Genomic DNA, 23,981 nt, shown 5'->3' with positions numbered 1-23,981 from the left:
GGCTCAGGCGCGTGCCGGGCGTGGACCGTAGCGCAGTGTCAGCAGTGTGCCCAGCGTGAGTGCGGCGACTGCAAAGGCCGGGCCGCCCAAGGCGCCAATGTGGTCGACCAACAGACCGCCGCCTATGGCGCCGCTGGCGATGGCGATCTGGAACGCCGCCACCAGCAAACCACCGGCGCCTTCGGCCTGGTCGGGCGCGGCGCGCACAATCCAGGTTTGAAAGCCCACGGGGAAGGCGCCAAACGCAAAACCCCACAGCGGGATGGCGATGGCGGTGACCCAGATCGAGCTGCCACCGACCAACAGGCTGGCGGCCAGCACGGCGATCAACACACCACCAAACACAATGGCGTGGCGTTCGCTGCGCCCGGCGATCCAGCCGCCGGCAAAGTTGCCAAAGAAGCCGCCAATGCCATATCCCAGTAACACCGCGGTGATGGTGCTGACGGACAAATGGGTGACCTGCTCCATCAGCGGACGGATGTAGGTGAAGCCCGCAAAGTGGCCCGAGATGACCAGCAGCACTGCCAGCAGCGCCACACGCACAGGTGGGCGTGTGAGCAGTTCACCGAGCACGCGCAGATTCGGGTTGTCGCGCGGCGGCAGGGCGGGCAGGGTGAAGAACTGTACGGCGAGTGTGAACACACTCACCACACCGGCGGCAACAAAGGCGCTACGCCAGCCCCACAGGTCACCCATCCATGCACCTACGGGGGCGGCACACACCGTGGCCACCGATACCCCGGTGAGGATCAGCGACATGGCGCGGGCGAACAGCGCCTCGGGCACCAGGCGCATGGCCAGTGCTGCCGACATCGACCAAAAACCACCCAGGGCTATGCCCAGCATCACACGCGCCACCAGCAGCACAGCCAGGCTGTTGGCTGTGGCGGCAATGACATTTGACAGGATCAACAACACGGTGAGGGCCAGCATCACCAGCCTGCGATCGAGGCGGCGTGTCAGCAACGGGATGGACGGTGCTGCCACCGCTCCCACCAGGGCCGTGGCCGTGACCGCCTGGCCAGCCGCGCCGTCGGTGATGTGCAGGTCGCCAGCCATGGCCGTGAGCAGGCTGGCGGGCAAAAATTCGGCGGTGACCAAGCCAAATACGCCCAGTGCGAGTGAGGCCACGGCGGGCCAGCGGGCTTCGGCCTGCGCCGTGGGCTGGAGTGGGGCAAGTGGGGCAAGTGGTACTGGTGGCACGTGGGGCGCGTCGAGGCAGGCGCTGCAGTTGGTGGAAGGCACGGAGATTCCTTATGGTGAGCTGAGTGGCAAGCTTAGGATTAAGATCTCGGTGTTTGAATGCCGGAATCTCTCCAATGCTTGACTTTTTGTCCAAATCTGAAGATCTGGGCTCGCGCGAGGCCGTAGACCGGCGCGACACCCTCACGCAAATCCTGCTGGGCCTGCGCCTGGACGGCGTGGAGTACGGCCGCTGTGTGATGCGTGCACCCTGGGCGGTGGCGTTTGCGCCGCAGCGTTCGGCGCGTTTCCATTTTGTGGCCACGGGCGGTTGCTGGCTGTACACCCCGACCACCGACTGGAAGCGGCTGAACCCCGGTGATGCGGTGTTGTTGCCGCGCGGCAGCTTTCACATCCTGGCGAGTGCTCCTGATGTGCCAGCGATAGACATCAGCTTGCTCAAGCGTGTGCCGGTATCGGAAAACATTTACCTGGTGGGCGGTGATGCCGTCGGTTCGACGACGGCCGCATCCGTCACCACTGCGGCGTCAGACGCGCCGGCTGACGTGATGTTCTGCGGCTCGCTGCGCTTCAATCTTGACCCCTTGCACCCGCTGGTCACCATGATGCCCGAGGTGATGCTCGCCGGGGAGTTGGCCCAGCGCGACCCGACCGTGCCCGCGCTGCTGGAAGCGATGGAGCGTGAGGTGGCGCTGGACCGCATCGGCGCCTGCGGCATCATGGCGCGGCTGGCCGATGTGTTGGCCGCCAGCATCATCCGCACCTGGGTGGAGTGTGGCTGCAGCGATTCCACGGGCTGGATTGCGGCCGTGCGCTGTCCCAAAATTGGCAAGGTGATTGCCGCCATCCACGCCGATCCCGAGCGCGACTGGAGTGTGCCCGTGCTGGCCGACGTGATGGGGTCTTCGCGTTCCAGTTTTGCCGAGGCCTTCACGCGCACCATGGGTGAGAGCCCGGCCAAATACGTGGCCAAGGTGAAGATGTTCCAGGCCAGGTTGTGGATCGCCAACGACGGCATGCGCATCGCCGTGGCCGCCGATCGCCTGGGCTACGACTCCGAAGCCTCGTTCAGCCGCGCCTTCAAACGCATCATCGGCCACCCGCCCAGTGCCTCGCGGCTTGACCACAAGGTGACACCCGCCATGGCCTGAAAGTTGGATGATGCGGGCACTACAAAACAATGCAAGGAGACAAGCCCATGAAAACGCTGGAAGATCAACTCTCGCAATACGCCGCCTACCACCGCGACCGGCGCAATATCGCCACACATTTCATTGGCATACCGTTGATCGTGTTGGGCATCACCACACTGCTGTCGCGGCCGGTGTTCACTGTGGGTGGGGCCAGCGTGTCGATGGCGGTGGTGGTGGCCTTGGCGTCTGCCGCTTATTACCTGCGGCTGAATGTGCGCTTTGGTTTGCTGATGGCCGCACTGCTGGCTTTGTCGGTCTGGTTTGGCGCCTGGGCGGGCACACACAGCACCAGCACCTGGTTGTCGATCGGCATTGGCTGCTTTGTGGTCGGCTGGGTGTTCCAGTTTGTTGGCCACTTCTGGGAAGGCCGCAAACCGGCGTTCATGGACGACCTGATGGGGCTGATCATAGGCCCGCTGTTTGTCGTGGCCGAGGCGCTGTTCGCCATTGGCTTGTTGCCCCATCTGCGCGAGGCGGTGGAAGCCCGTGCGGGCAAGACACGCAGCGGCCCGGCAGACGCGGCCCGCGCGTAAGACCTGTGAGCCGCTTTTAAGCAGCGGCTGAAGCTGCCTTGCCTTGCATGCTGCGCGCGGCAGGTGACTTCATCTCCACCCAGATCACCACGGCCAGGCCCAGCAGCACCAGGCCCAGGCCCAGGAACGCGCCGGCTGGTGGCTGTTCACGCACCACCACAATCGCCAGCAAAAAGGCGGTCAGCGGTTCGGCCAAGGCCAGTGTGACGCTGGTGGCGCCGCTGATATAGCGCAGCGCGCTGCTGAACAGCAGGTAGGCCAGGCCCGTGGCGACCAGGCCAAGATAGCCCACAACCCACCAACCGCTGGCCGAAATCACAAAACTATCGGCCCAGGCGAGCGCCGCCGGCACGGCGAACAGGGCGGCAGTGCCAAACACCAAGAGTGTGACGGTAGACGGCGCTGCTTTTTGCACCAGGCGCTGGTTGATGAGTGCATAGGCGGCATACGAAAAACCGGCGCACAGGCACAGCGCCACGCCGCGTGCATTGACCGGTTGGTCGGTGTTGCCCGCCAGCGCCATACATGCGCCGCCGGCCACGGCCAGCAGCGTGCCTAGCCACCATACCGGGCGCGGCGCCTGCCGCGCCACCAGCCACTGCAGCAAGCCCGCCCACAACGGGCCGCTGCCGATGGCGATGGCCGTGCCCACAGCCACACCGCTTGCGCGCACACCCGCAAAAAAGCTCAGGTTGTAGAGCGCCACAAATACACCGGAGGCCAGCACCCAGCGCAGCGGCAGGCGGCGCAGATCGTCCCCGAGCAGGCCGCGTGGTTGGGTGATGAACACGTAGCCAATAAAAAAGACCGAGGCCATGACCAGGCGCAGTGCGCCCACCCAGTAAGCCGAGAGTTGTACCGGCGCCAGGCTTTGTGCGGTGCCGGTGGTGCCCCACAACATGGCGGCGCCCAGCACCATCAAGGAGCCTAAAAGAGGTTTGTTCTGCATGGGGTGATCATCGCCGCTGTGGCAGCTCAAATTTGTCGAGAGACTCTTGTGGTGTGTTGCCGAGGTTTGCGGTGCCGCCCATAAAAAAGCCCAGCACCGCGAGGCGCTGGGCTTTTGAGGAATGCGCTACCGGATCAGCAGTCGGCGTAGTCGTCCAACACCGCGCCCTTGCTGGCGCTGGAGGCGTTGAACGCAAACTTGGCTTGCACGCCGCGCGTGTAGCGCGGCTTGGGTGGTGTCCAGCCTTCGCGGCGCTTGGCCAGTTCGGCTTCTGGCACGTTGAGTTCCAGCTTCAGTTGCAGCGCGTCTATGGTGATGGAGTCGCCTTCATGGATGAACGCGATGTTGCCGCCAGCCGCGGCTTCGGGCGCCACGTGGCCGACCACCATGCCCCAGGTGCCGCCGGAGAAACGGCCGTCGGTGATCAGGCCCACGCTTTCGCCCAGGCCGGCGCCAATCAGCGCGCCCGTGGGCGCCAGCATTTCCGGCATGCCGGGGCCGCCCTTGGGGCCCAGGTAACGCAGCACCATCACGTCGCCGGCGACGATCTTGCCGTCCAGAATGGCCTTGAGGGCGGACTGCTCGTCGTCGAACACGCGCGCAGGGCCGGTGATCACGGGGTTTTTCAGGCCGGTGATCTTGGCCACGGCGCCTTCAGGCGACAGATTGCCCTTCAGAATGGCCAGGTGGCCTTGTTCGTACATGGGCTTTGCGATGGTGCGGATGACTTCCTGGTTGGGCGGCACATCGGGCACGTCCTTCAACACTTCGGCAATGGTCTGGCCGGAGATGGTGATGCAGTCGCCGTGCAGCAGGCCGGCATTGAGCAGCACCTTCATCACTTGCGGAATGCCGCCGGCCTGGTGCAGGTCCACCGCCAGGAAGCGGCCGCTGGGCTTCAGATCGCAGATCACTGGCACCTTCTTGCGCATGCGTTCGAAGTCGTCGATGGTCCACTCCACACCCGCGGTGTGGGCGATGGCCAGGAAGTGCAACACGGCGTTGGTGGAGCCGCCTGTGGCCATGATCACGGCGACGGCGTTTTCGATCGCTTTCTTGGTGACGATGTCGCGTGGCTTCAAGTCGTTCTTGATGGCCTGGATCAGCACCTTGGCCGATTCCTTGGCCGAGTTTTGCTTCTCGTCATGTGGGTTGGCCATAGTGGACGAGTAGGGCAGGCTCATGCCCAGGGCCTCGAAGGCGCTGGACATGGTGTTGGCCGTATACATGCCGCCACACGAGCCGGTGCCGGGGATGGCGCGCTTCTCGATCTCCAGCAGGTCTTCGTCGCTCATATTGCCGGCGGCGTTCTGGCCCACGGCTTCAAATACGCTGACGATGTTCAGGTCTTGGCCCTTGTACTTGCCGGGCAGAATCGTGCCGCCGTAGACGTAGATCGCCGGCACGTTGGCGCGCAACATGCCCATCATGCCGCCGGGCATGTTTTTGTCGCAGCCGCCAACCACCAGCACGCCGTCCATCCACTGGCCGCCGACGCAGGTTTCAATACAGTCGGAAATCACTTCGCGGCTCACCAGCGAATACTTCATGCCTTCGGTGCCCATGGCCATGCCGTCGGAGATGGTGGGCGTGCCGAACACCTGTGCATTACCGCCGGCTTCTTCGATGCCGGCAATTGCCGCATCGGCCAGCTTTTGCAGGCCGGAGTTGCAAGGGGTGATGGTGCTGTGGCCGTTGGCCACGCCAACCATGGGCTTCTTGAAGTCGTTCTCTTCATAGCCCATGGCGTAGTACATGGAGCGGTTGGGCGCGCGGCTTTTGCCTTCGGTGATGTTGGCGCTGCGGCGGTTGATCTGGATGGTCTTGGTTTCCATGTCGAGCTTTCGTGGGGATGATTTTTTAACCGGCCTTGGCTTCTAAATTTGTCTCTGAAAACGTGTGTCACAGCCGGTTTTTGGCAGACCGAAGTATGCGCCGAGTCAAAATAGGTTTCCAATCTATTTTTCAAGGCCTATTAATTCATTTGGTATATGAAGAATGATCCCTGGATTGAGCTGCGTGTCTGGCGCCAGTTCGCCACCTTGGCCGAGGAATTGCACTTCGGCCGCGCCGCCGAACGTCTGCACATGACACAGCCGCCGCTGACCCAGGCCATTGCGCAACTCGAGCGTCAGTTGGGCGTGCGCCTGTTCGAGCGCACCAAGCGCAGTGTGCAACTCAGTGCGGCGGGCCAGGCGCTGTTGCCCGAAGTGCTGGAGTTGCTGGCGCGCGCCCGCGTCTTGCCGGCCCACGCGCGCGCTGCGGCCGGAGGCGCCCTGGGGCGCTTGCGGCTGGCATTCGTCTCCACCGTGGGCTTTGCGCAGTTGCCCAAGTGGTTGCGTGGCTTCCGGGAGCAGTTTGCCCAGGTGCGGGTGGAGCTGATGGAGGCCACGGGCGACGTGCAATTGCAGGCCTTTGCGCGCGACGAGATCGATTCCGGTTTTATGTTGCATGCCGCCGGCTTTGCGCCTGCGGGTTTGCAGCGCTGCGCGGTGGCGCACGAGCCGCTGGTGCTGGCGCTGCCCGAGCATCACCCTTTGGCGACCCAAGGCCGGCTCAGCTTGGCGGCCGTGCTGGGCGAACCCTTGGTGATTTTTCCGCGGCACATCGTGCCTTCGTTGTTCGATGCCATCTTTGCGCTGTACCACGGCGCGGGGCGTTCGCCACAGGTGGCGCAGGAAGCCATTCAGATGCAGACCATCGTCAACCTGGTGTCTGCGGGACTGGGGGTGGCCTGGGTGCCGGAGAGTGTGCGCCAGTTCCAGCGCCCGGGTGTGGTGTACCGGGCCTTGTCCGGGCGCCAGGGCCTGGCCGTGCCGCGCTGCGAGACCAGCTTGGTCTGGACAGACCAACACAGCAATCCGACCTTGCAGCGGTTTATCGAATTTGTGCGCCAGCAGGTGGAGCCGCCCAGCGCGATCGAGCCGCCATAAAAATATAGCTGCAGCCGCTTGTCCACCCTGCCTGAACTGCCAATTTTCTGTTCAGCTTGCCAGGCAATGTGGCCGCAGCAGCGCTTCCAGCCAACGCGCGAAGCACTGCATGCGCACGCTCAAATGTCGCCGATGGGTGTAGAGCAGGTGCACCGGCATGGGCGCGGCCACGGCTTCCGGCATCACTGCCACCAGTTCGCCGGCCTGCAAGTGGGCCTGAACGTCATACCGCGGTACCTGCACCAGGCCTAGCCCGGCCAAGGCGCAGGCCACATAGGTTTCGGCGTTGTTCACCGTGACCAGGCTGCTCATGGCCAGTTGCTGGGGCTGACCCTGGTGTGCGGCGCTAAGCCATTCCCAGGGCGCCACGCGCCCGCTGGCGGGCGAGGCGTAGTTCACCGCCCAATGGCTGCCCAGGTCAGACGGTACTTGCGGCGTGCCGTGGCGCGCCAGGTAAGCCGGGCTGGCGCAGTTCACCATTTGCAGCAAGCCCAGGGGGCGTGCCACCAGGCTGCTGCTCGACAGCGGGCCGACCCGCAGCGCACAGTCGACCGCCTCCTGCACTAGGTCGATCACACGGTCGCTGGAGCCGAGCTCCAGCTCAATCGCCGGGTATTCGGCAAAAAACGTCGGAAGCATAGGCGCCACCAGAAGCCGGGCGATGCGGCTGGGCATCTCAACATGTAACCGTCCCGAAACGGCGCCGCGCACGGGATGAAATTGCTGCTCGATCTCTTCCATATCCGCGACTAATTCGCGTGCGCGGTCGAGCAGATTTTGACCGTCTGGCGTGAGGGCAACGCGGCGCGTGGTGCGATGTAACAGCCGAACACCAAGCCGCGTTTCCAACTGTTGCACGGCGGTGGAAACGCTGGCGCGTGGAACATCCAACTGCTGGGCGGCTTCGGTAAAGCTGCCCGTGTCTGCCACACGCATGAAGATGCTGAGTTGGTCGATTCGGTCCATGGCCTGCGGGTGCGAAGGGGGCGGGTTAAAAGGCTTTATTAGGCTGATTTTCTGACTAGTTTAGGTTGAAGTGGCGTGTTTATCTTTAATAAGTCGCTCAATAAACTGCGGATTCGTTTACAAACTCAAGGAGAACCCATGTCAGCTCGCACACTTAAAGGCAAGGTTGCCGTGATCGCCGGTGGCGGCAAAAACCTTGGCGCATTGATTGCCCACCAGTTTGTCGACGCTGGTGTCAAGGGCGTCGCCGTGCACTACAACAGCAACGCCTCCAAGGCCGAGGCCGAAAAGACGGTTGCCGAGCTCGAAGCCAAAGGCGCAAAAGCATTTGCGTTTCAGGGCGACCTGGCCGTGGTGGACAACAACACCAAGTTGTTTGACGAGACCGTGAAGCGCCTGGGCGGTGTGGACGTGGCCATCAACACCGCCGGTGTGGTGATCAAGAAGCCGATTCTGCAGGTGACCGAGGCCGATTACGAAAAGAGCTTTGACGCCAATGCGAAGGCGGCCTTCTTCTTCATGCAGCAAGCCGGCCGCACCATGAACCAGGGCGGCAGCATCGTCACGCTCGTCAGCTCGCTGCTGGCGGCCTATACCGACAGCTACGCCATCTACCCCGGCAGCAAAGCGGCGGTGGAGCACTACACACGTGCGGCGTCCAAGGAGTTTGGCGCGCGCGGCATCTCGGTCAACGCGGTTGGCCCAGGCCCCATGGACACGCCGTTTTTCTACGGCCAGGAATCCAAGGAAGCCGTGGCCTACCACGCGTCGGCGGCGGCTTTGTCGGCTTATTCACACAAGGGGCTGACCGACATCGAAGACATCGCGCCGCTGATCCGCTTCTTGGTGACCGAAGGCTGGTGGATCACCGGTCAGACGATTTTTGCCAACGGCGGCTACACCACCCGCTGAGCTGGGCCGCTTCCTGGAGTTGCTCCAAGACCAAGGGCTGACATGCCCGGGGCTGGCGGCGTCAGGCGGCGCGGGCCGCGCCGCCTGACCGCCTTTGCCGGTTTCAACGCCGCACTTGGAGCGAGCCGGGGTTCACGATGTTGGTTGGTGTGCCACGGATGTAGTTGAGAATGTTGTCGAATGCCGCGTTGAAGTACAGCTCGTAGCTGTCCTGCTCCACATAACCAATGTGTGGGGTGCAAATGCAGTTTTCCAGGCGCAACAAGGCGTGCCCTTGCAAGATCGGTTCGCTTTCAAAAACATCGACTGCGGCCATTCCAGGCCGGCCGCGGTTCAAACCAGCCAACAAGGCATCGGGCTCCACCAGTTCAGCGCGTGAAGTGTTGACCAGCAGCGAGGTTGGCTTCATGCGCGACAAATCCTCCAGCGTAACGATGTTGCGCGTGGCATCGTTCAGACGCAGGTGCAGCGATACGATGTCGGATTCTGCAAAAAAGGCTTCGCGGCTCATGGCAATGCCCAAACCATCGGCCAAGGCCCGCTCGCGAGAAGCCTCGCTGCCCCACACCACGACGTTCATGCCAAACGCGCGTGCGTATTGGCTCACCAGCTTGCCGATCTTGCCGTAGCCAAAAATACCGATGGTGCGGCCCATGAGCGCCGTGCCCAGGCCAAAATTGGGCGGCATGGACGCGGTTTTCATGCCCGACTGTTGCCAGGCGCCATGTTTCAAGTTGCCGATGTACTGGGGCAAGCGCCGCGTGGCGGCCATGATCAAGGCCCATGTCAGCTCCGCCGGAGCAATCGACGAGCCCACACCCTCGGCCACGGCAACACCGCGCTCCGAGCAAGCTTCGATGTCTATGTGTGAGCCTATGCGACCGGTCTGCGCAATGAGCCGCAGCCTAGGCAACTTCTCTATGAGTTGGCGGTTCAGATGGGTGCGTTCGCGGATCAGGACGATGATGTCGGCATCTTTTAGCCTGACCGACAACTGCCCTAAACCTTTGACCGTGTTGGTGTACACCTTGGCGGTATAGGGCTCCAGCTTGGCTGCACAGTTGAGTTTGCGCACCGCATCTTGGTAGTCGTCCAGAATCACAATATTCATGGAAGCCTATTGTGCCTCGGAGTCCGTGCCGCTGTGCTCGCGCGTCGCGTGTTTTGGCCCAGTCGATTTGCAAAATGTGGCGCCGTTGCTCGCATTGCGCCGCGTGCACAGTGTTGGCGTGCACCGCGTGCAGCGTGTCATTTAGACAAACCGTTACCTCATTGGGCGAGTGTTGGTCCGGTGTTGGCCTCCGTTGCGGCCAGGCGGTCGAGCTCGGCGCAGACGTCGGCCATGCGCCCCGAGATCACCATGCGCCCGGCGCTGGCAGCGGCAGAGGCGGTGTCGATCACGCGCACCACACGCAAGGGGCGTGCTGCCGCTCGGGGTGTGGCCCGCGCTGGGGCGTGGGCAAATGGCTGAATACCTGCCGCTGGTCGTGCCACGCGGTTGGGCGTGCTGCAGGCGCTGCGTGTGGGGGCTTGCAATTCGCGGTACGACGCTGCGGTGGCCAGGGTGTGGCGCTGTGCTTGGCTTTTGCCAGCGGCCAACCAATCTTTGAGCCCATGCAAGGCGCTGGCCCAGCCCGTCATCGCCACCGAATGTGAAAACAATGCCATTCCCATGTGAATCTCCTCAAGCGAGTAGTGAACACAGGCAGGATTTGAAAGGACACGCCGCAACGGGGTTGTTGACTGCACAGGCGCAGCCCAACGCCCGCCACCCGTTGTGGCGTGGGGGTTAAAAGCGAAAGGGGAGTGAGGGGCGCTGCTAACTGAGCAGCGTGTTGCGGATCAGACCGACCGCCAAGCCTTCAATTTCAAATGGCTCGCCAGGCTCGACCACGATGGTTTCATAGTCGGGGTTTTCGGGCAGTAGCTCGATCACGTCTTTGGTGCGGCGGAAGCGCTTCACGGTCACGTCGTCGCCCAGGCGCGCCACGACGATTTGGCCGTTTTGGGCTTCACGTGCCGACTTCACGGCCAGCAGGTCACCATCGATGATGCCGATGTCGCGCATCGACATGCCGCGTACTTTGAGCAGGTAGTCGGGCGTGTGTTGAAACAAACTGCTTTCGACATAGTAGGTTTGCGACACATGCTCTTGCGCCAGAATGGGGGAGCCTGCTGCCACGCGGCCAATCAGGGGCAATGCGAGTTGCGCCATGTTGGGGAAGGTGAGACTGTGACCAAAGTGACTGCCACGCGACTCGTTGATGGAGCGCAGGGTGTCGCTCTTGAGCCGGATGCCGCGTGACGTGCCGCTCACCAGCTCAATGACGCCTTTGCGCGCCAGTGCCTGAAGGTGTTCTTCAGCTGCATTGGCCGAGCGAAAGCCGAGTTCGGCGGCGATTTCAGCGCGTGTAGGCGGCGCGCCGGTGCGTGCCACGGCGGTCTGGATCAGCTCAAGGATTTGTTGCTGGCGGGCAGTGAGTTTGGCGGAAAACTGTGGCAGGTCCATGTGGCGCTCCAGAGCAAGGCGGTATTTGATTTGGCTGTTTGAATATCCAGTACCTGTATTTTTATTCAGTTTTTGAGGGATTGCAAGTCATGGCAGAAAAGTTTTCAGCCGATGTGTTGTCTGGGCAGCGCACGGTGGTGGTTTTGGGTACCGGTGGCACGATTGCCGGCACGGCGGCAAACGCAGGCGACAACGTGGGCTACACCGCCGCCCAGGTTGGCGTGGGGCAACTGCTCGACGCCGTGCCCGGCTTGAAGCAAATGGGCGTGACGCTGCTGGCCGAACAGGTGGCGCAGCTCGATAGCAAGGACATGAGCCATGCCGTGTGGCAGCAACTGGCCTGGCGCGTGGCGCATTGGCTGGCGCAGCCTGAGGTGTGTGGTGTGGTGATCACCCACGGCACCGATACCCTGGAGGAAACCGCCTACTTTCTGCAGGCCGTGCTGGATCCGGAAAAACCGGTGGTGTTGACCTGTGCCATGCGCCCATCGACCGCCGTGGCGCCCGATGGCCCGCAAAACCTGTTTGATGCCGTCGCCGTGGCCAAGGCGCCTGGGGCGCGTGGTGTGGTCGCCGTCTGCGCGGGCACGGTGCACGGCGCGCTGGATGTACAGAAGGTGCACACCTACCGGCTCGACGCGTTTGGCTCGGGTGATGCCGGCCCGTTGGGTTATGTGGAGGAGGGGGTGTTACGCCGCCTGCGTGCCTGGCCATTGGGTAACGGCTTGCCCGAGCGCTTCAAGAAGAGCCTGCCGTTCAAAGGCTCTGCGCTGGCACAGGCTGCCTTGCACCACATCGCCAGGACGGATGCCTTTGCACATCTGCAACCCGATGTGAACCAGTGGCCTGAGGTGGAGATTGTGCTGAGCCACGCCGGCACCAGTGGCGCCGTGGTGCATGCGCTGCTGGCACACGGGGTGCGGGGCTTGGTGGTGGCCACCACGGGCAACGGCTCGGTGCACCACGCTTTGGAAGCTGCGCTGCGTGCCGCCATGGCCAAAGGTGTGGCGGTTGTACGCGCCACGCGCTGCACCAACGGGCGCATTGTGGTGGGGGCGGAGGATGGCGGGCAAGCCGTGCAGCCGCTGCCAGAAGCGGGCGGCCTGTCCCCGGTGAAAGCGCGCGTGGCTTTGATGTTGGCCTTGCTGGCGCCGATCGATGACTAGCGCATGCCGGCCCATGGGGCAGACATTAAAAAGCCGCCAAGTCCCTCAACGGGACTTGGCGGCTTTTTGTGGCCAAAGGCTTAGGCTTTAGCCAGTCGGATCAGGCCGACAGGGCTTGCAGTGCGCGCGAGGTGATTTCGTCCACCGAGCCCATGCCGCTGATGGCGCGGTACTTGGGAGCCGAGGCTGGGTCAGTCTTGGCCCAGTTGGAGTAGTAGTCGACCAGCGGGCGGGTTTGCGCGCTGTAGACCTCGAGGCGCTTGCGCACGGTTTCTTCCTTGTCGTCGTCACGCTGGATCAGCGGTTCGCCGGTCACATCGTCCTTGCCTTCCACCTTGGGTGGGTTGAACTTGACGTGGTAGGTGCGGCCCGAGGCCGCGTGCGAGCGGCGGCCGCTCATGCGTTCGATGATGGCTTCAAACGGCACATCGATCTCCAACACATAGTCCAGCTTCACGCCGGCGGCCTTCATGGCGTCGGCCTGGGGCAGCGTGCGTGGGAAACCGTCAAACAGGCAACCCTTGGCGCAGTCTGGCTGAGCCAAACGTTCTTTGACGAGGTTGATGATCAGATCGTCGCTGACCAAACCGCCGGACTTCATGATCTGTTCGGCTTGTTGACCGAGTGGGGTGCCGGCCTTAACGGCTGCACGCAACATGTCGCCCGTAGAAATCTGCGGGATGCCGTACTTTTGGCAGATGAATGTTGCTTGCGTACCTTTGCCCGCGCCAGGCGCGCCCAACAAAATCAGTCTCATGGATATCCTCGGAAGTTTTAAAAATCGCGTGGCACTGCTGACAAGGCCTGGGCTTTGAATAGGCCCTGGATGCCGCAGTGCTTCATGGGGCGAGGATAGCATGCGCAAACCGGCACGAGGCTTACGCCTGGGCAATACGCCCACCCCAGATCCGCCGTGGCGCCGCCTGGCGCCAAAGCTCAATACAGTTTGCGGACTCTCGCCAGGTCTTCCGGTGTGTCTACACCAGGGCCAGGGATGTGCCGGGTGACGTGCACCGCGATGCGATAACCGTGCCACATGGCCCGCAGTTGTTCCAGCGCTTCGCAGGTTTCTATGGGCGCCACCGGCAATGTAGGGAACAGACGCAAGAAGCCTGCCCGGTAGCCGTAGACCCCAATGTGGCGCAACGGGGTCAGCTGCGGCAAAGCCTTGAAGCTGGCCAAGCCACCCGGTTGCGCGGCGGCCTGGGCACCGTCGCGCCAGAAGGCGATGGGCGCGCGGCTGAAGTACAGCGCGTGTTGTTGTGCATCCAGCACCACCTTCACCACATTCGGGTTGGTGTATTCGGCCACGTTGTCTATGGCGTGGGCGGCGGTGCTCATGCTGACATCGGTGCGCGTGCTCAGCAGGGCGGCGACTTCGTCGATCAGGGCCGGCACGATCAGTGGTTCGTCACCTTGCACGTTGACGATCACAGCATCGTCGGGCAGGCCGAGCAGCGTGCAGGCTTCGGCCAGGCGGTCGCTGCCGGAGGGGTGGTCTTGGCGCGTGAGGATGGCTTGCACACCATGGGCCTCACAGGCGGCGATGATCTCGGGGCTGTCGCCCGCCACCACCACGCGTTTGGCGCTTGATTTTTGTGCACGCTGCGCCACACGCACCACCATGGGCACATCGCCGAGTGCGGCCAGGGGTTTGTTGGGCAGGCGGGTGGACGCCATACGTGCCGGAATGAGTACGGTGTAGTCCACGGCTCAGAGTCCCAGTTCGGTGTCGCTCAGGGTGCGGGCTTCGTTTTCCAGCAGCACCGGAATGCCGTCGCGCACGGGGTAGGCCAGGCGCGCACTGCGCGAGGTCAGCTCTTGCTTTTCGCGGTCGTATTGCAGCGGGCCTTTGGTGACGGGGCAGACCAGCAGTTCAAGAAGTTTCGGATCCATACGGGTGTTGTGGTCGGCGTGAATGGGATGGGCGCCGGGGTCGGAGTAGCCCACCGTTGAAGCGCTCAGGCAGCAGACAAAGTGCTCGATGATACCGGCCCCAAACCTAGTTGGGCTAGCCTGGCATCCAGCGCTGCGAAGAAGCTTGTATCGAATTGCAGTTGCAGCGCTACGGCCAAGGCCGTGGGTTCGTATTGCCATAATTTTACGGCATCTTTTTCAGTGCAAATCAACGGCTCTGGCATGGTGGGTGAGCGCTGCCAGCTCTGAAAATCATAGTGATCCGGCAGCGCGATGCGCGCGCTGAGTTGAAGGCCTGCGGCCTCCAGCATGCGGAAAAAGGCCTGCGGCTGGCCAATGCCGGCCAGCGCGGTGACGGGCTGGCCGCGCAGCGTTGCAAGCGCAACAGTGCTGCCATCGGCGCGCTGGGCGCAGGGTGCGAGCGCACGCTGCACGCGAAAGCCAGCGGGTTGGGTGAACGCGGGCTGCGAGCCGGTGTGCAGAATCAGGTCGACCTTGCGCGGCCAGGCTTCGCGCAGCGGGCCGGCGGGGAGCAACCAGCCGTTGCCCGCGCCACGGTTGTCGAACACACAGATCTCGACGTCGCGCTGCAGCGGGTAGTGCTGCAGCCCGTCGTCGCAAACGATCACTTGCGTCAGTGGATAGGCCGCCAGCAGGGCGCGCACGGCTTCCGGGCGGCGCCGCGCAACAAACACCGGGACCTGGCAACTGCGTTGGATCAAGGCCGGCTCGTCGCCGACTTCGGCCACCGGGCTGGTAGCTGTCACCTCGCGGCAGTCCGTGCCTTCTTTGGGCAGTTGCCGGCCATGGCCACGCGATACCACACCCACGGTTATGCCCTGGGCACGCAGATGTTGCACGATGCCCATGACCACCGGCGTTTTGCCCGAACCCCCGGCCACCACATTGCCGACCACAATCACCGGCACCGGCGCCCTGTAGCTTTGGCGCCAGCCACGTTGGTAGAGCACACGTCGCGTGCTGCTCAACAAGCGGTACAGCAGCGACCAGGGCCACAGTGCACAGGCCAGCAGGCCACGACCGTTCCAGGCGCGCACCAAGGCGCTCTCTAGGGACGAGTTGGACATGAAGCTAAGACGCTTTGGCGAAGCGCTTATTTGGCGCCGGATGGGCCTGAGGTCTGTGTGGCAAACGTCACCTGGCTGAGCCCGCTGCGCCGTGCCGCCTCCATCACGGTGATGACCGCCTGGTGCGCCGCGCTGGCGTCAGCGCTGATGATCAGCACCATGTCCTTGTTGGCCTGTGCCGCGTCGCGCAGGGCGCGGGTGACGTTGTCCACACTGCGGCCTTCGACCGCCTGGCGGTTCACCGAATAACGCCCGTCGGCGCTCACCGCCACGATGATTTCCTTGGGCCGGTCGCGCTGCGCCTCGGCATCGGCCACGGGCAGCTTGATCTGCAACTCGGTGAATTTGCTGTAGGTGGTCGACAGCATCAAAAAGATCAGCACCACCAGCAACACGTCGATGAACGGGATCAGGTTGATCTCGGGTTCTTCACGTTCGCGGTGGCGAAAACGCATGGGGCGCATGGCAGCAGCTTCCTCAAGCGCGCTTGCGCAACTGGCCCAGATGGCGCGCCAACTGATCGCCAGCGAGTTCCAGGTTCAGCAGGTATTCGTCCACCCGCGCGCGGAAGTAGCGCCAGAAGATCAACGACGGAATCGCCACGATCAAGCCGAACGCGGTGTTGTACAGCGCAATCGAAATGCCCTGCGCCAGCTGCGCCGGGTTGCCGCTGCCCGCGCCGCCCGTGCCCGATTGCGAACCAAAAATTTCTATCATGCCTATCACCGTGCCCAGCAAACCCAGCAACGGGGCGGCCGAGGCGATGGTGGCGAGTGCGCTGAGATACTTCTCCAGCCGGTGCGCCACCGCGCGGCCGGTGCTCTCCATGCTGCCGCGTATGTCTTCTTCGGTGGCCAGCGGGTGGCTGTTCACCACGCGCAGGCCGCTGGCCAGGACTTCGCCCATGGCCGAGTTTTGCGCCAGCTGGCTGACGATGTTGGGCGCGGGCACACCGTTCTGGGCCACGTTGAGCACTTCAGCCAATAGTTTTGGCGGGGCAACTTTGGATGTCTTGAGGCTGACGAAGCGCTCGATGATCAGGGCAAGGGCAAGAACGGAACACGCGATCAGGGGCCAAATGGGCCAGCCTGCGGCTTGTATGATCGAAAACAAATTGGGCACTCCGCACAGATAATCTGCGCGTGATTATGTCCTAGCGACCGAGCCGGGCGCATCTTTTGTACACCGATGTTGTTCTGACACGGGTAGTTTGCTTTTCAACCTGAAAACACGTCTCAGGTACCCACAGCATCTGTGGATAACTTTGTGAAGAACCTGTAGGACAAGCCGCGAAATCCAGCATTCATGCGGCTTCATGTCAGTTTGATTAAAATTTAATCAATATTAATTCTTTTAAAATCAATGACTTACACCGTGATTGCTGGGCTTGCAGTGCTTTTTGAGAATTATTTCCATATGCCTAGCACATCTCACGGCGCTGTGGAGTACTCCAACTCCCGATGCTGCGCAGCAGCATGGCTGAAGGGCGCAACGTGACTGGATTTGCTGCTACATCTGACGCTGCGGGGCCGCGTATCTGGGCAGTTGGCGCGCTGTGCCGCGCCATTGCTGATAGTTTGGAGGCGCGCTTCAATCCTGTGGCCGTGCGCGGCGAGATTTCGGGCTTCTCGCGCGCATCCAGCGGGCATTGCTACTTCAACATCAAGGACGCTAACGGCCAAATCCGCTGCGCCATGTTTCGCCGCGCCGCCAGCTTGCTGGACTTTGCGCCGCGTGATGGCGAGTTGGTCGAGTTGCGCGGTCGCCTGGGGGTGTACGAGGCGCGGGGCGACCTGCAGTTGGTGGTGGAGTCCATGTCGCGCGCCGGGCAAGGCGCTTTATTCGAGCAGTTTTTGCGCCTCAAGGCGCAGCTCGAAAGTGAAGGCCTGTTTGCTGCCGAGCTGAAGCGCCCCTTACCACTGCTGCCACGCGGCATTGGGGTGGTCACCTCTTTGGGGGCGGCCGCGCTGCACGACGTGGTGACGGCCTTGCGCCGGCGTGTGCCACATATTCCCGTGGTGGTGGCGCCTGCCGCCGTGCAGGGCGTTGCGGCAGCGGGTGAGATCCGCAAGGCGCTATCAAGTTTGTATCAGCTTGCGTATGCTGGACTTGCCTCAGAGGCTGATTTTCTTGATGAAGCTGCAGGCCCACCTATCGACGTCATTTTGTTGGTGCGTGGTGGCGGCTCGATTGAAGACCTGTGGTCGTTCAACGACGAAGCCCTGGCCCGGCTGATACGCCAAAGCCCGGTGCCCATCGTCAGCGGTGTGGGCCATGAAACCGACTTCACCATTGCCGATTTTGTCGCCGACCTGCGTGCCCCCACACCCACGGCTGCGGCCGAGCTGGTGGCGCAGCCACGAGAGGTGTGGCTGCGGGCTTTGGAACTGGCGGGCGAACGCTTGAATGACGCCGTGTTGCGCCAGCTTGACAACCGCAGCCAAAGGTTAGACCAGGCCGCCGCGCGTTTGGGCCGGCCCTCGGGTTGGCTGGCGCGGCAACAGGCGCAACTGGGTCAACAAGCGCAACGCCTGCGTTATGAGCACCGCAGCCATCTGCAGCGGCTGCGCCAACAGTTGGATGCGTCGCAACGCAGCTTCGGCCCGGCCGTGAGCAGCGCCACCGAGCGCGCGCGGCAGCGGCTGGAGCGCGCCGAACGCAGCCTGGCGCTGCTCGATCCGCGCCTGGTGTTGCAGCGCGGTTATGCCTTGCTCACCAACACACAGGGGCAGGTGTTGACCAGTGCCCAGCAGGCGGCACCGGGACAGCAGCTCAAGGCCGACCTGGCCGATGGTTCGCTGGATATATCCGTCACCGGCACAAGGCTAAATTAGTTTTTACAATGCCTTGAGAACAAGCTTTCGAAGACGGTTTTTTACTACCAACCCACGAGGATAAAAAATGGAACACACCCTGCCACCATTGCCCTACGCGATTGACGCGCTTGCCCCGGCTTACTCCAAAGAAACGCTGGAGTTCCACCATGGCAAGCACCACAACGCCTACGTGGTGAACCTGAACAACCTGCAAAAGGGCACCGAGTTCGAAAGCATGACGCTGGAAGAAATCGTCAAGAAGTCCAGCGGCGGCATCTACAACAACGCAGCCCAGATCTGGAACCACACCTTCTTCTGGAACTGCATGAAGCCCGCCGGTGGTGGTGAACCTTCGGGCGCGTTGGCCGCTGCCATCACCGCCAAGTGGGGCAGCTACGCCGCTTTCAAGGAAGCGTTTGTGAAGAGCGCCGTGGGCAACTTCGGCTCCGGCTGGACCTGGCTGGTGAAGAAGGCCGACGGCACGGTGGACATCGTCAACACCGGCGCCGCCGGCACACCTTTGACCACCGCGGACAAGGCTCTGCTGACCGTGGACGTGTGGGAACACGCTTATTACATCGACTACCGCAACCTGCGTCCCAAGTTCGTCGAGACCTTCCTCGACAAGCTGGTGAACTGGGGCTTTGCCGAGTCCAACTTCGCCTAATTTCATTTCCAGATCAAACGTGCACATTGTCGACTTCGCTTGCCTTACGCCTGTAATGTCTGCGCTTCGTCTTCGCGTTCACGCTTGATCTGCAAACGAAATAGGCCTTTAAGCCTTAGCAACAAAAAACCGACCCAAGGGTCGGTTTTTTGTTTTCCGGCGGCAAAGTTCTTAGCCGGCCTTCTTGGCTTCAAACGGCTTGCCGGTGAGCTTGCTGCCAGCCTTGATGCCCTTCTTGGCAAACCAGCCCAGGTTCATCTCCAGCACGTAGCGCACCGGGCGCTTGGAGCAATGCGAGTCCAGCGTTTGGGGCTTCATGTCTTCGAGGTTGACGATGGTGCCATCGTCGTCCACAAAAGCGGCGGTCAGGGGCAGTATGGTGTTCTTCATCCAGAAACACTGCTGGCTGGGGGTTTCAAACACAAACAGCATGCCTTCCTGCTGCGGCATCTCCTTGCGGAACATCAGCCCGATCTCGCGCTGACGCGCGGTGGTCGCCAACTGGGTATCGATGATGTACATGCCGGCACCGATCTGTATGCGTGGCAGATCTATCTGCGGTGCCTCCTGCGCCTGCGCCATAAGCGCGACGAAACACAAGCCGGCGACCATGCCGCGCAGGCTCCACTGTTGCCAAGTCATCTTCATTGCCAGCACTTTCTAAACATGCGATCTGGTTTGGGATTCGGGCCAAAAAAAGCCCGCTAGAAGCGGGCATTTTCATCCAAGTCTGGCGTTCGGGTCAGGCCGTCTTGTGTTGGTGCGGCGTAGCCTTTTTGGCGGTGTGGGTCTTGGTGCTCGGCTTCTTGGCGTGTTTGGTGGCCGACTTGGGGTGAGCCGCAGCGTGTTGGGTGCTGGTCTTCTTCTTCGCGTGCGTGGTGGTGTGCGCGGCGGGTTTGCTGCTGGCGTGCTTGGCAGACGCATGAGGCTTGGCGGGCGCTGCAGCAGGCGCGGGGGTCTGGGCAAAAGCACCCACAGCAAACAGACTGACCAGGAGGGCGGAGGCGATCTTGTGCATGGTGCGATCCTTGGGAAACAAAGCTTGTCAAAAGTTGTGGGTTGCCCCTTCAGAAGTTCTGAAAGGTACTCCTGTAACGAACGCATACATGTCTGAGTTGACGGCTTTACCAAAACTTTATCTTGTGCTCGTGTGGCGCTGCGGCTTGTCGCCAGCGCGCGGCCGCAGCGGCTGGAGGCCGCAGGCTTGAGACTAGAATCTTCCGGCCATCTCACAAGATTCCCACCCACAAGAATGCATGCCGACGGTCTGCATCCATCGGAGAACTTTTTCTATGTACCAGCACATCCAAGTACCGGCTGAAGGCCAGAAGATCACGGTCAACGCCGACAGGACGTTGAACGTGCCCGACCAGCCCATCATCCCGTACATCGAGGGTGACGGCGTTGGCAAAGACATCACGCCGGTGATGCTCAAGGTGGTGGATGCAGCCGTGGCCAAGGCCTATGGCGGCAAACGCAAGCTCCAGTGGATGGAAGTGTTTGCCGGCGAAAAGGCCACCAAGCTCTACGGCCCAGACGTCTGGCTGCCCGAGGAAACCCTGGAGGTGGTGCGCGACTACCTGGTGTCCATCAAGGGCCCGCTGACCACACCCGTGGGCGGCGGCATCCGCTCGCTGAATGTGGCGCTGCGCCAGCAACTGGACTTGTATGTGTGCCTGCGCCCGGTGCAGTACTTTAAGGGTGTGCCGTCGCCACTCAAAGAACCGGAAAAGACCAATATGGTGATCTTCCGCGAGAACTCGGAAGACATCTATGCCGGCATCGAATACGAAGCCGAGAGCGACAAGGCCAAGAAGCTCATCAAGTTCCTGCAAGACGAGCTGGGCTCGAAGAAGATCCGCTTCCCCGAGACGTCGGCCCTGGGCATCAAGCCGGTGTCCATCGAAGGCACGCAGCGCCTGATCCGCAAAGCCATTCAATACGCCATCGACAACGAAAAGCCGAATGTCACCATCGTGCACAAGGGCAACATCATGAAGTTCACCGAGGGTGGCTTCCGTGACTGGGCCTACGCCTTGGCGCAAAAAGAGTTTGGTGCCGAACTGATTGACGGCGGCCCCTGGTGCCGCCTGAAAAGCCCCAAAACCGGCAAAGAGATCATCATCAAAGACGTGATCGCCGACGCCTTCCTGCAGCAAATCCTGCTGCGCCCGGCCGAATACAGCGTGGTCGCCACCTTGAACCTGAACGGCGACTACATCTCCGATGCGCTGGCCGCGCAGGTTGGCGGCATCGGCATTGCGCCAGGCGGCAACATGTCCGACACCGTGGCCATGTTCGAGGCCACGCACGGCACGGCGCCCAAGTATGCGGGCAAGGACTATGTGAACCCAGGCTCGGAAATCCTCTCGGCCGAGATGATGCTGCGCCACATGGGCTGGACTGAGGCCGCCAACCTGCTGATCAAGTCGCTGGAAACGTCCATACAGTCGAAGAAGGTGACTTACGACTTTGCGCGCCTGATGGAAGGCGCGACGCAGGTCAGCTGTTCTGGTTTTGGCCAGGTCATGATTGACAACATGTAAATCCCTGCGGCCCAGGAGCGCCCAGGGCACGCCGCCAAGCCCCGCTGTTGCACGGCGGGGCTTTTTTGATGCGCGCGATTGGTCACGCCGCTGCCAAACCCCGCCCGGTGCGCTGCAGCGCTTCGGCATTCACCACGCGTACGTGGCGCTTGTCCACTTCCAGCAGGCCATCGGCGGCGAGTTTGCTGAAGGTGCGGCTGACGGTTTCGAGCTTCAGCCCGAGGTAGGAGCCGATGTCGGCGCGCGACATGCGCAGCACCAGTTCCGAAGCCGATAAGCCGCGCTGGTGCAGGCGCTGCAGCAGGTCGAGCAAAAATGCGGCGACGCGTTCTTCCGCGGACATGCTGCCCAACAGCAGCATCACGTTGCGCTCATGCGCCATTTCCCGACCCAGCAGTTGGTGTATGTGTTTTTGCATGGGGCCGATTTCGCGCGCCAGGCCTTCCATCTGGGCAAAGGACATGGCGCAGACTTCGGCGTCTTCCAGTGCCACCACACTGCTGCTGTGTTGGCCGCTGCCCATGCCGTCAAGGCCCAGGGTGTCGCCAGCCATCTGGAAGCCGACCACTTGCTCACGGCCATTGGCCATGCCGTGCACCGACTTGAAGAATCCGCTGCGAATGGCAAACAAGCTGCGAAACGTACTGCCGGGGTGGATCAGGGTTTGGCCGCGGCGCACGCGGATGCGCTGGCTGACCAGCCCATCGACGCGTTCAAGCTGCGCGCAGCTCAGGTCTACGGGCAGGCACTGCTCGCGCAGACGGCATTGCGAGCAGGTGGGCGTGGGGCGCTTGTGCATGTGAATTCCTTGCGGCAGTAGGGACGGCAAAAAGTGTGGGTGCAGGCGTGGCCGAAGCCGCCGTGCTTATCTGGAAAACCGATACCGCGTTCTGCAGGGCCTGGGCGCTGTGGGTCAGTGCGGTCGCGGCGGCCGTGGACTCTTCCACCAGCGCCGCGTTTTGCTGCGTCACACCGTCGAGCTGGCTCACGGCTTCGTTGACCTGCGAGATGCCCTGGGATTGCTCGTGCGCGGCTTCGCTGATCTGCCGCACCATTGCGCCCACTTGCTGCACCGAGCGCCGCACCTCGTGCAGCACCTCGCCCGCACCCTCTATGCGTTTGCTGCCTTCTGCGGTGCGTGCCTGTGCCTGGGCGATGAGCTGACGGATCTCCTTGGCCGCAGACGAGCTGCGGTTGGCCAAGGCACGCACCTCGGAGGCCACGACCGTGAAGCCACGCCCTTGTTCACCTGCACGGGCGGCTTCTATGGCCGCGTTGAGCGAGAGGATGTTGGTCTGGAATGCAATGCTTTCGATCAGGTCGCTGATGTCGCCAATCTGGCGCGACGACTGAGCTATGGCGGCCATGGCTTGGCCGGCTTGTTCAACCGCGTGTTCGCCACGCGTGGCCAGCGCCGTGCTGGCTTCGCTGTGTTGGCAGACTTCTTCGGCGGTGTCGGCACTTTGGCGCACGATGCTCGCCAGCTCCTCCATGGACGCGGCGGTCTCCTCCAGATTGCTGGCCTGGGTTTCGGTGCGTGCCGACAAATCCAGGCTGCCTTGGGCGATCTCCCCGGCCGAGGTGCTGAAACCTTCCATCTCGCGCCGCACGTCGCCGACCACCGCACGCAGGTTCACCTGGATCTGGTGCAGCCGGCGCATTAGGCCGCCCAGCGGTTCGGCGTGACCCAGGGCGGGGCGGCTGGCGAGGTTGCAGGCGGAGAGTTCACCGGCAAAGCGCACGGCGTCGGCCAGACCTGCGCTCAACTTCCAATGGAACCAGGTGAGGACAGCACCCAGGCCCAGCGCCAGCACCGCCGCGCGTGTGGCCAGGGCTTGACCGCCTTGCCAGCCCCATACGTCGGGCAACAGCGCCAAGCCCGCGATGACTGCCGTGGCGGCGGCCAGCCAGGCGGTCAGCGGGGCGCTGCGCAAACGCGCTGGCCAGCCGCGGATGCCGCGCTGGCACACCAGACCCTCCTGCAGGCGGACGGAGGGGCGCTTGCCGGCCTTTTTTTCCAGATGGAGTTGCGCATACAGCTTCTGCGCCTGTTCGACCTGCGCGCGGCTGGGCTGTACACGCACCGACATATAACCCTTGGGTTTGCCCGCTTCCATGATGGGGGTGACGTTGGCCTCGACCCAGTAGTAGTCGCCGTTCTTGCGCCGGTTCTTCACCATGCCGGTCCACGGTTGGCCCCGGCCTATGGTGCGCCACATGTCCTTGAAGGCCGCCTCGGGCATGTCCGGGTGGCGGATCAGGTTGTGCGGCTGACCTATGAGTTCTTCGTAGCTGAAGCCCGAAGTGGTCATGAAGGCTTCATTGCAATGGGTGATGTGCCCCCGGGTGTCGGTGGTCGACACCAGCAGATCGGTCTCGGGGAAGAGGTACTCGTTCTGGCTCACGGGCAGGTTGGTTTGCATGGCGTCATCCTTCTTTGCGCACGGTTTGTGGCTGAGGGGGAATGTAGGTTTGCGCCCACCAAAGCACTGTCGGGAGTTCTCGATTTGGCTTGTGGGGAGACTTGGCTGCGTGTTGCGGCCTTGCGCCTGGAAGCGTGTGTGTCACACATAGAATCGA

At 62.5% G+C, this 23,981-nt stretch carries 25 protein-coding genes; 8 read left to right on the top strand and 17 right to left on the bottom strand.

Annotated elements, in window-relative coordinates:
* Positions 1–3 precede the first annotated feature (3 nt).
* Entirely contained in the window at positions 4–1,254 is a 1,251-nt protein-coding gene (locus ACFQ95_RS09780) for an MFS transporter (protein ID WP_422830814.1), read from the bottom strand.
* Between the two features lie 68 nt (positions 1,255–1,322).
* On the opposite strand from ACFQ95_RS09780, the gene ACFQ95_RS09775 reads away from it, so the two are divergent.
* Both ACFQ95_RS09775 and ACFQ95_RS09770 read left to right on the top strand, forming a co-directional pair.
* Positions 1,323–2,357, top strand: coding sequence for an AraC family transcriptional regulator (locus ACFQ95_RS09775; RefSeq protein ID WP_422830668.1), 1,035 nt, complete (start codon positions 1,323–1,325; stop codon positions 2,355–2,357).
* 47 nt (positions 2,358–2,404) lie between these two features.
* A complete protein-coding gene (locus ACFQ95_RS09770) occupies positions 2,405–2,932 on the top strand; it encodes a DUF962 domain-containing protein (RefSeq protein ID WP_422830667.1) in 528 nt (175 codons plus the stop codon).
* Between the two features lie 16 nt (positions 2,933–2,948).
* Here ACFQ95_RS09770 and ACFQ95_RS09765 read toward each other — a convergent pair whose 3' ends face one another.
* Entirely contained in the window at positions 2,949–3,881 is a 933-nt protein-coding gene (locus tag ACFQ95_RS09765) for a DMT family transporter (protein WP_422830666.1), read from the bottom strand.
* Positions 3,882–4,015: 134 nt separating this feature from the next.
* Entirely contained in the window at positions 4,016–5,716 is a 1,701-nt protein-coding gene (gene ilvD / locus ACFQ95_RS09760; protein ID WP_422830665.1) for a dihydroxy-acid dehydratase, read from the bottom strand.
* Between the two features lie 156 nt (positions 5,717–5,872).
* Here ilvD and ACFQ95_RS09755 point away from each other — a divergent pair, with 156 nt between their 5' ends.
* Positions 5,873–6,814 carry a LysR family transcriptional regulator gene (locus tag ACFQ95_RS09755; RefSeq protein WP_422830664.1) on the top strand — a complete coding sequence of 314 codons (942 nt, stop codon included), beginning with the start codon at positions 5,873–5,875 and terminating at the stop codon, positions 6,812–6,814.
* A 51-nt stretch (positions 6,815–6,865) separates the two neighbouring features.
* On the opposite strand, the gene ACFQ95_RS09750 is transcribed toward ACFQ95_RS09755, so the two are convergent.
* Complete coding sequence (locus tag ACFQ95_RS09750) at positions 6,866–7,780, bottom strand: LysR family transcriptional regulator (protein ID WP_422830663.1); 915 nt, start codon at positions 7,778–7,780, stop codon at positions 6,866–6,868.
* Between the two features lie 138 nt (positions 7,781–7,918).
* Here ACFQ95_RS09750 and ACFQ95_RS09745 point away from each other — a divergent pair, with 138 nt between their 5' ends.
* Positions 7,919–8,692: an SDR family oxidoreductase gene (locus tag ACFQ95_RS09745; protein WP_422830662.1), complete on the top strand. Its 774-nt coding sequence runs from the start codon at positions 7,919–7,921 to the stop codon at positions 8,690–8,692.
* A 103-nt stretch (positions 8,693–8,795) separates the two neighbouring features.
* Here ACFQ95_RS09745 and ACFQ95_RS09740 read toward each other — a convergent pair whose 3' ends face one another.
* The 3 genes from ACFQ95_RS09740 to lexA form a co-directional block, all read right to left on the bottom strand.
* Positions 8,796–9,803, bottom strand: coding sequence for a D-2-hydroxyacid dehydrogenase family protein (locus ACFQ95_RS09740; RefSeq protein WP_422830661.1), 1,008 nt, complete (start codon positions 9,801–9,803; stop codon positions 8,796–8,798).
* A gap of 158 nt (positions 9,804–9,961) precedes the next feature.
* A complete protein-coding gene (locus ACFQ95_RS09735) occupies positions 9,962–10,366 on the bottom strand; it encodes a hypothetical protein (protein ID WP_422830660.1) in 405 nt (134 codons plus the stop codon).
* 145 nt (positions 10,367–10,511) lie between these two features.
* Positions 10,512–11,201 (bottom strand): transcriptional repressor LexA, encoded by a 690-nt coding sequence (lexA, locus tag ACFQ95_RS09730; protein ID WP_422830659.1) that lies wholly within the window; start codon positions 11,199–11,201, stop codon positions 10,512–10,514.
* An 89-nt stretch (positions 11,202–11,290) separates the two neighbouring features.
* On the opposite strand from lexA, the gene ACFQ95_RS09725 reads away from it, so the two are divergent.
* Positions 11,291–12,367 (top strand): asparaginase, encoded by a 1,077-nt coding sequence (locus ACFQ95_RS09725; protein WP_422830658.1) that lies wholly within the window; start codon positions 11,291–11,293, stop codon positions 12,365–12,367.
* Between the two features lie 100 nt (positions 12,368–12,467).
* Here ACFQ95_RS09725 and adk read toward each other — a convergent pair whose 3' ends face one another.
* From adk to ACFQ95_RS09695, 6 genes are all read right to left on the bottom strand, one after another.
* A complete protein-coding gene (adk, locus tag ACFQ95_RS09720; protein WP_422830657.1) occupies positions 12,468–13,124 on the bottom strand; it encodes an adenylate kinase in 657 nt (218 codons plus the stop codon).
* A 179-nt stretch (positions 13,125–13,303) separates the two neighbouring features.
* Positions 13,304–14,077 carry a 3-deoxy-manno-octulosonate cytidylyltransferase gene (kdsB, locus tag ACFQ95_RS09715; RefSeq protein ID WP_422830656.1) on the bottom strand — a complete coding sequence of 258 codons (774 nt, stop codon included), beginning with the start codon at positions 14,075–14,077 and terminating at the stop codon, positions 13,304–13,306.
* 3 nt (positions 14,078–14,080) lie between these two features.
* Complete coding sequence (locus tag ACFQ95_RS09710) at positions 14,081–14,263, bottom strand: Trm112 family protein (protein WP_422830655.1); 183 nt, start codon at positions 14,261–14,263, stop codon at positions 14,081–14,083.
* A 65-nt stretch (positions 14,264–14,328) separates the two neighbouring features.
* Entirely contained in the window at positions 14,329–15,372 is a 1,044-nt protein-coding gene (gene lpxK, locus ACFQ95_RS09705; protein ID WP_422830654.1) for a tetraacyldisaccharide 4'-kinase, read from the bottom strand.
* A gap of 26 nt (positions 15,373–15,398) precedes the next feature.
* Positions 15,399–15,827 (bottom strand): ExbD/TolR family protein, encoded by a 429-nt coding sequence (locus ACFQ95_RS09700; RefSeq protein ID WP_422830813.1) that lies wholly within the window; start codon positions 15,825–15,827, stop codon positions 15,399–15,401.
* A 22-nt stretch (positions 15,828–15,849) separates the two neighbouring features.
* The gene (locus ACFQ95_RS09695) at positions 15,850–16,485 is read right to left on the bottom strand and encodes a MotA/TolQ/ExbB proton channel family protein (RefSeq protein ID WP_422830653.1); all 636 of its coding nucleotides are present in this window, start codon (positions 16,483–16,485) and stop codon (positions 15,850–15,852) included.
* 380 nt (positions 16,486–16,865) lie between these two features.
* Between ACFQ95_RS09695 and xseA the strand changes: the two genes are divergently transcribed.
* Both xseA and ACFQ95_RS09685 read left to right on the top strand, forming a co-directional pair.
* Positions 16,866–18,206: an exodeoxyribonuclease VII large subunit gene (gene xseA / locus ACFQ95_RS09690; RefSeq protein ID WP_422830812.1), complete on the top strand. Its 1,341-nt coding sequence runs from the start codon at positions 16,866–16,868 to the stop codon at positions 18,204–18,206.
* A gap of 67 nt (positions 18,207–18,273) precedes the next feature.
* The gene (locus ACFQ95_RS09685) at positions 18,274–18,855 is read left to right on the top strand and encodes a superoxide dismutase (RefSeq protein WP_422830652.1); all 582 of its coding nucleotides are present in this window, start codon (positions 18,274–18,276) and stop codon (positions 18,853–18,855) included.
* 171 nt (positions 18,856–19,026) lie between these two features.
* On the opposite strand, the gene ACFQ95_RS09680 is transcribed toward ACFQ95_RS09685, so the two are convergent.
* Together ACFQ95_RS09680 and ACFQ95_RS09675 are read right to left on the bottom strand one after the other, a co-directional pair.
* Complete coding sequence (locus ACFQ95_RS09680) at positions 19,027–19,467, bottom strand: DUF192 domain-containing protein (protein WP_422830811.1); 441 nt, start codon at positions 19,465–19,467, stop codon at positions 19,027–19,029.
* 130 nt (positions 19,468–19,597) lie between these two features.
* Entirely contained in the window at positions 19,598–19,873 is a 276-nt protein-coding gene (locus ACFQ95_RS09675; protein WP_422830651.1) for a hypothetical protein, read from the bottom strand.
* 274 nt (positions 19,874–20,147) lie between these two features.
* On the opposite strand from ACFQ95_RS09675, the gene icd reads away from it, so the two are divergent.
* Positions 20,148–21,401 carry an NADP-dependent isocitrate dehydrogenase gene (gene icd, locus ACFQ95_RS09670; protein WP_422830650.1) on the top strand — a complete coding sequence of 418 codons (1,254 nt, stop codon included), beginning with the start codon at positions 20,148–20,150 and terminating at the stop codon, positions 21,399–21,401.
* A gap of 82 nt (positions 21,402–21,483) precedes the next feature.
* Here the strand turns inward: icd and ACFQ95_RS09665 are convergent, their stop codons facing one another.
* Both ACFQ95_RS09665 and ACFQ95_RS09660 read right to left on the bottom strand, forming a co-directional pair.
* Positions 21,484–22,200, bottom strand: a complete 717-nt coding sequence (locus ACFQ95_RS09665; protein ID WP_422830649.1) for a helix-turn-helix domain-containing protein — start codon at positions 22,198–22,200, stop codon at positions 21,484–21,486.
* Entirely contained in the window at positions 22,115–23,824 is a 1,710-nt protein-coding gene (locus tag ACFQ95_RS09660) for a methyl-accepting chemotaxis protein (protein WP_422830648.1), read from the bottom strand. The genes ACFQ95_RS09665 and ACFQ95_RS09660 overlap by 86 nt, the downstream gene beginning before the upstream one ends.
* Between the last annotated feature and the right edge of the window lie 157 nt (positions 23,825–23,981).

The sequence above is a fragment of the Variovorax sp. HJSM1_2 genome, from assembly GCF_049316285.1.
Taxonomy (GTDB): Bacteria; Pseudomonadota; Gammaproteobacteria; order Burkholderiales; family Burkholderiaceae_C; genus Rhodoferax_B.
This window is presented reverse-complemented; position numbering and strand designations above follow the sequence as displayed.

Excerpts from the sequence above, each read along its gene's own strand:
- ACFQ95_RS09745 (WP_422830662.1), top strand. The coding sequence starts at position 7,919 with ATGTCAGCTCGCACACTTAAAGGCAAGGTTGCCGTGATCGCCGGTGGC.
- ACFQ95_RS09700 (WP_422830813.1), bottom strand. The coding sequence starts at position 15,827 with ATGCGTTTTCGCCACCGCGAACGTGAAGAACCCGAGATCAACCTGATC.
- ilvD (WP_422830665.1), bottom strand. The coding sequence starts at position 5,716 with ATGGAAACCAAGACCATCCAGATCAACCGCCGCAGCGCCAACATCACC.
- ACFQ95_RS09665 (WP_422830649.1), bottom strand. The coding sequence starts at position 22,200 with ATGCACAAGCGCCCCACGCCCACCTGCTCGCAATGCCGTCTGCGCGAG.
- ACFQ95_RS09675 (WP_422830651.1), bottom strand. The coding sequence starts at position 19,873 with ATGCACAAGATCGCCTCCGCCCTCCTGGTCAGTCTGTTTGCTGTGGGT.
- ACFQ95_RS09725 (WP_422830658.1), top strand. The coding sequence starts at position 11,291 with ATGGCAGAAAAGTTTTCAGCCGATGTGTTGTCTGGGCAGCGCACGGTG.
- ACFQ95_RS09765 (WP_422830666.1), bottom strand. The coding sequence starts at position 3,881 with ATGCAGAACAAACCTCTTTTAGGCTCCTTGATGGTGCTGGGCGCCGCC.
- ACFQ95_RS09660 (WP_422830648.1), bottom strand. The coding sequence starts at position 23,824 with ATGCAAACCAACCTGCCCGTGAGCCAGAACGAGTACCTCTTCCCCGAG.
- lexA (WP_422830659.1), bottom strand. The coding sequence starts at position 11,201 with ATGGACCTGCCACAGTTTTCCGCCAAACTCACTGCCCGCCAGCAACAA.
- ACFQ95_RS09770 (WP_422830667.1), top strand. The coding sequence starts at position 2,405 with ATGAAAACGCTGGAAGATCAACTCTCGCAATACGCCGCCTACCACCGC.
- ACFQ95_RS09740 (WP_422830661.1), bottom strand. The coding sequence starts at position 9,803 with ATGAATATTGTGATTCTGGACGACTACCAAGATGCGGTGCGCAAACTC.
- ACFQ95_RS09755 (WP_422830664.1), top strand. The coding sequence starts at position 5,873 with ATGAAGAATGATCCCTGGATTGAGCTGCGTGTCTGGCGCCAGTTCGCC.
- ACFQ95_RS09685 (WP_422830652.1), top strand. The coding sequence starts at position 18,274 with ATGGAACACACCCTGCCACCATTGCCCTACGCGATTGACGCGCTTGCC.
- ACFQ95_RS09710 (WP_422830655.1), bottom strand. The coding sequence starts at position 14,263 with ATGGATCCGAAACTTCTTGAACTGCTGGTCTGCCCCGTCACCAAAGGC.
- adk (WP_422830657.1), bottom strand. The coding sequence starts at position 13,124 with ATGAGACTGATTTTGTTGGGCGCGCCTGGCGCGGGCAAAGGTACGCAA.
- ACFQ95_RS09750 (WP_422830663.1), bottom strand. The coding sequence starts at position 7,780 with ATGGACCGAATCGACCAACTCAGCATCTTCATGCGTGTGGCAGACACG.
- lpxK (WP_422830654.1), bottom strand. The coding sequence starts at position 15,372 with ATGTCCAACTCGTCCCTAGAGAGCGCCTTGGTGCGCGCCTGGAACGGT.
- ACFQ95_RS09775 (WP_422830668.1), top strand. The coding sequence starts at position 1,323 with ATGCTTGACTTTTTGTCCAAATCTGAAGATCTGGGCTCGCGCGAGGCC.
- ACFQ95_RS09680 (WP_422830811.1), bottom strand. The coding sequence starts at position 19,467 with ATGGTCGCCGGCTTGTGTTTCGTCGCGCTTATGGCGCAGGCGCAGGAG.
- icd (WP_422830650.1), top strand. The coding sequence starts at position 20,148 with ATGTACCAGCACATCCAAGTACCGGCTGAAGGCCAGAAGATCACGGTC.
- ACFQ95_RS09735 (WP_422830660.1), bottom strand. The coding sequence starts at position 10,366 with ATGGGAATGGCATTGTTTTCACATTCGGTGGCGATGACGGGCTGGGCC.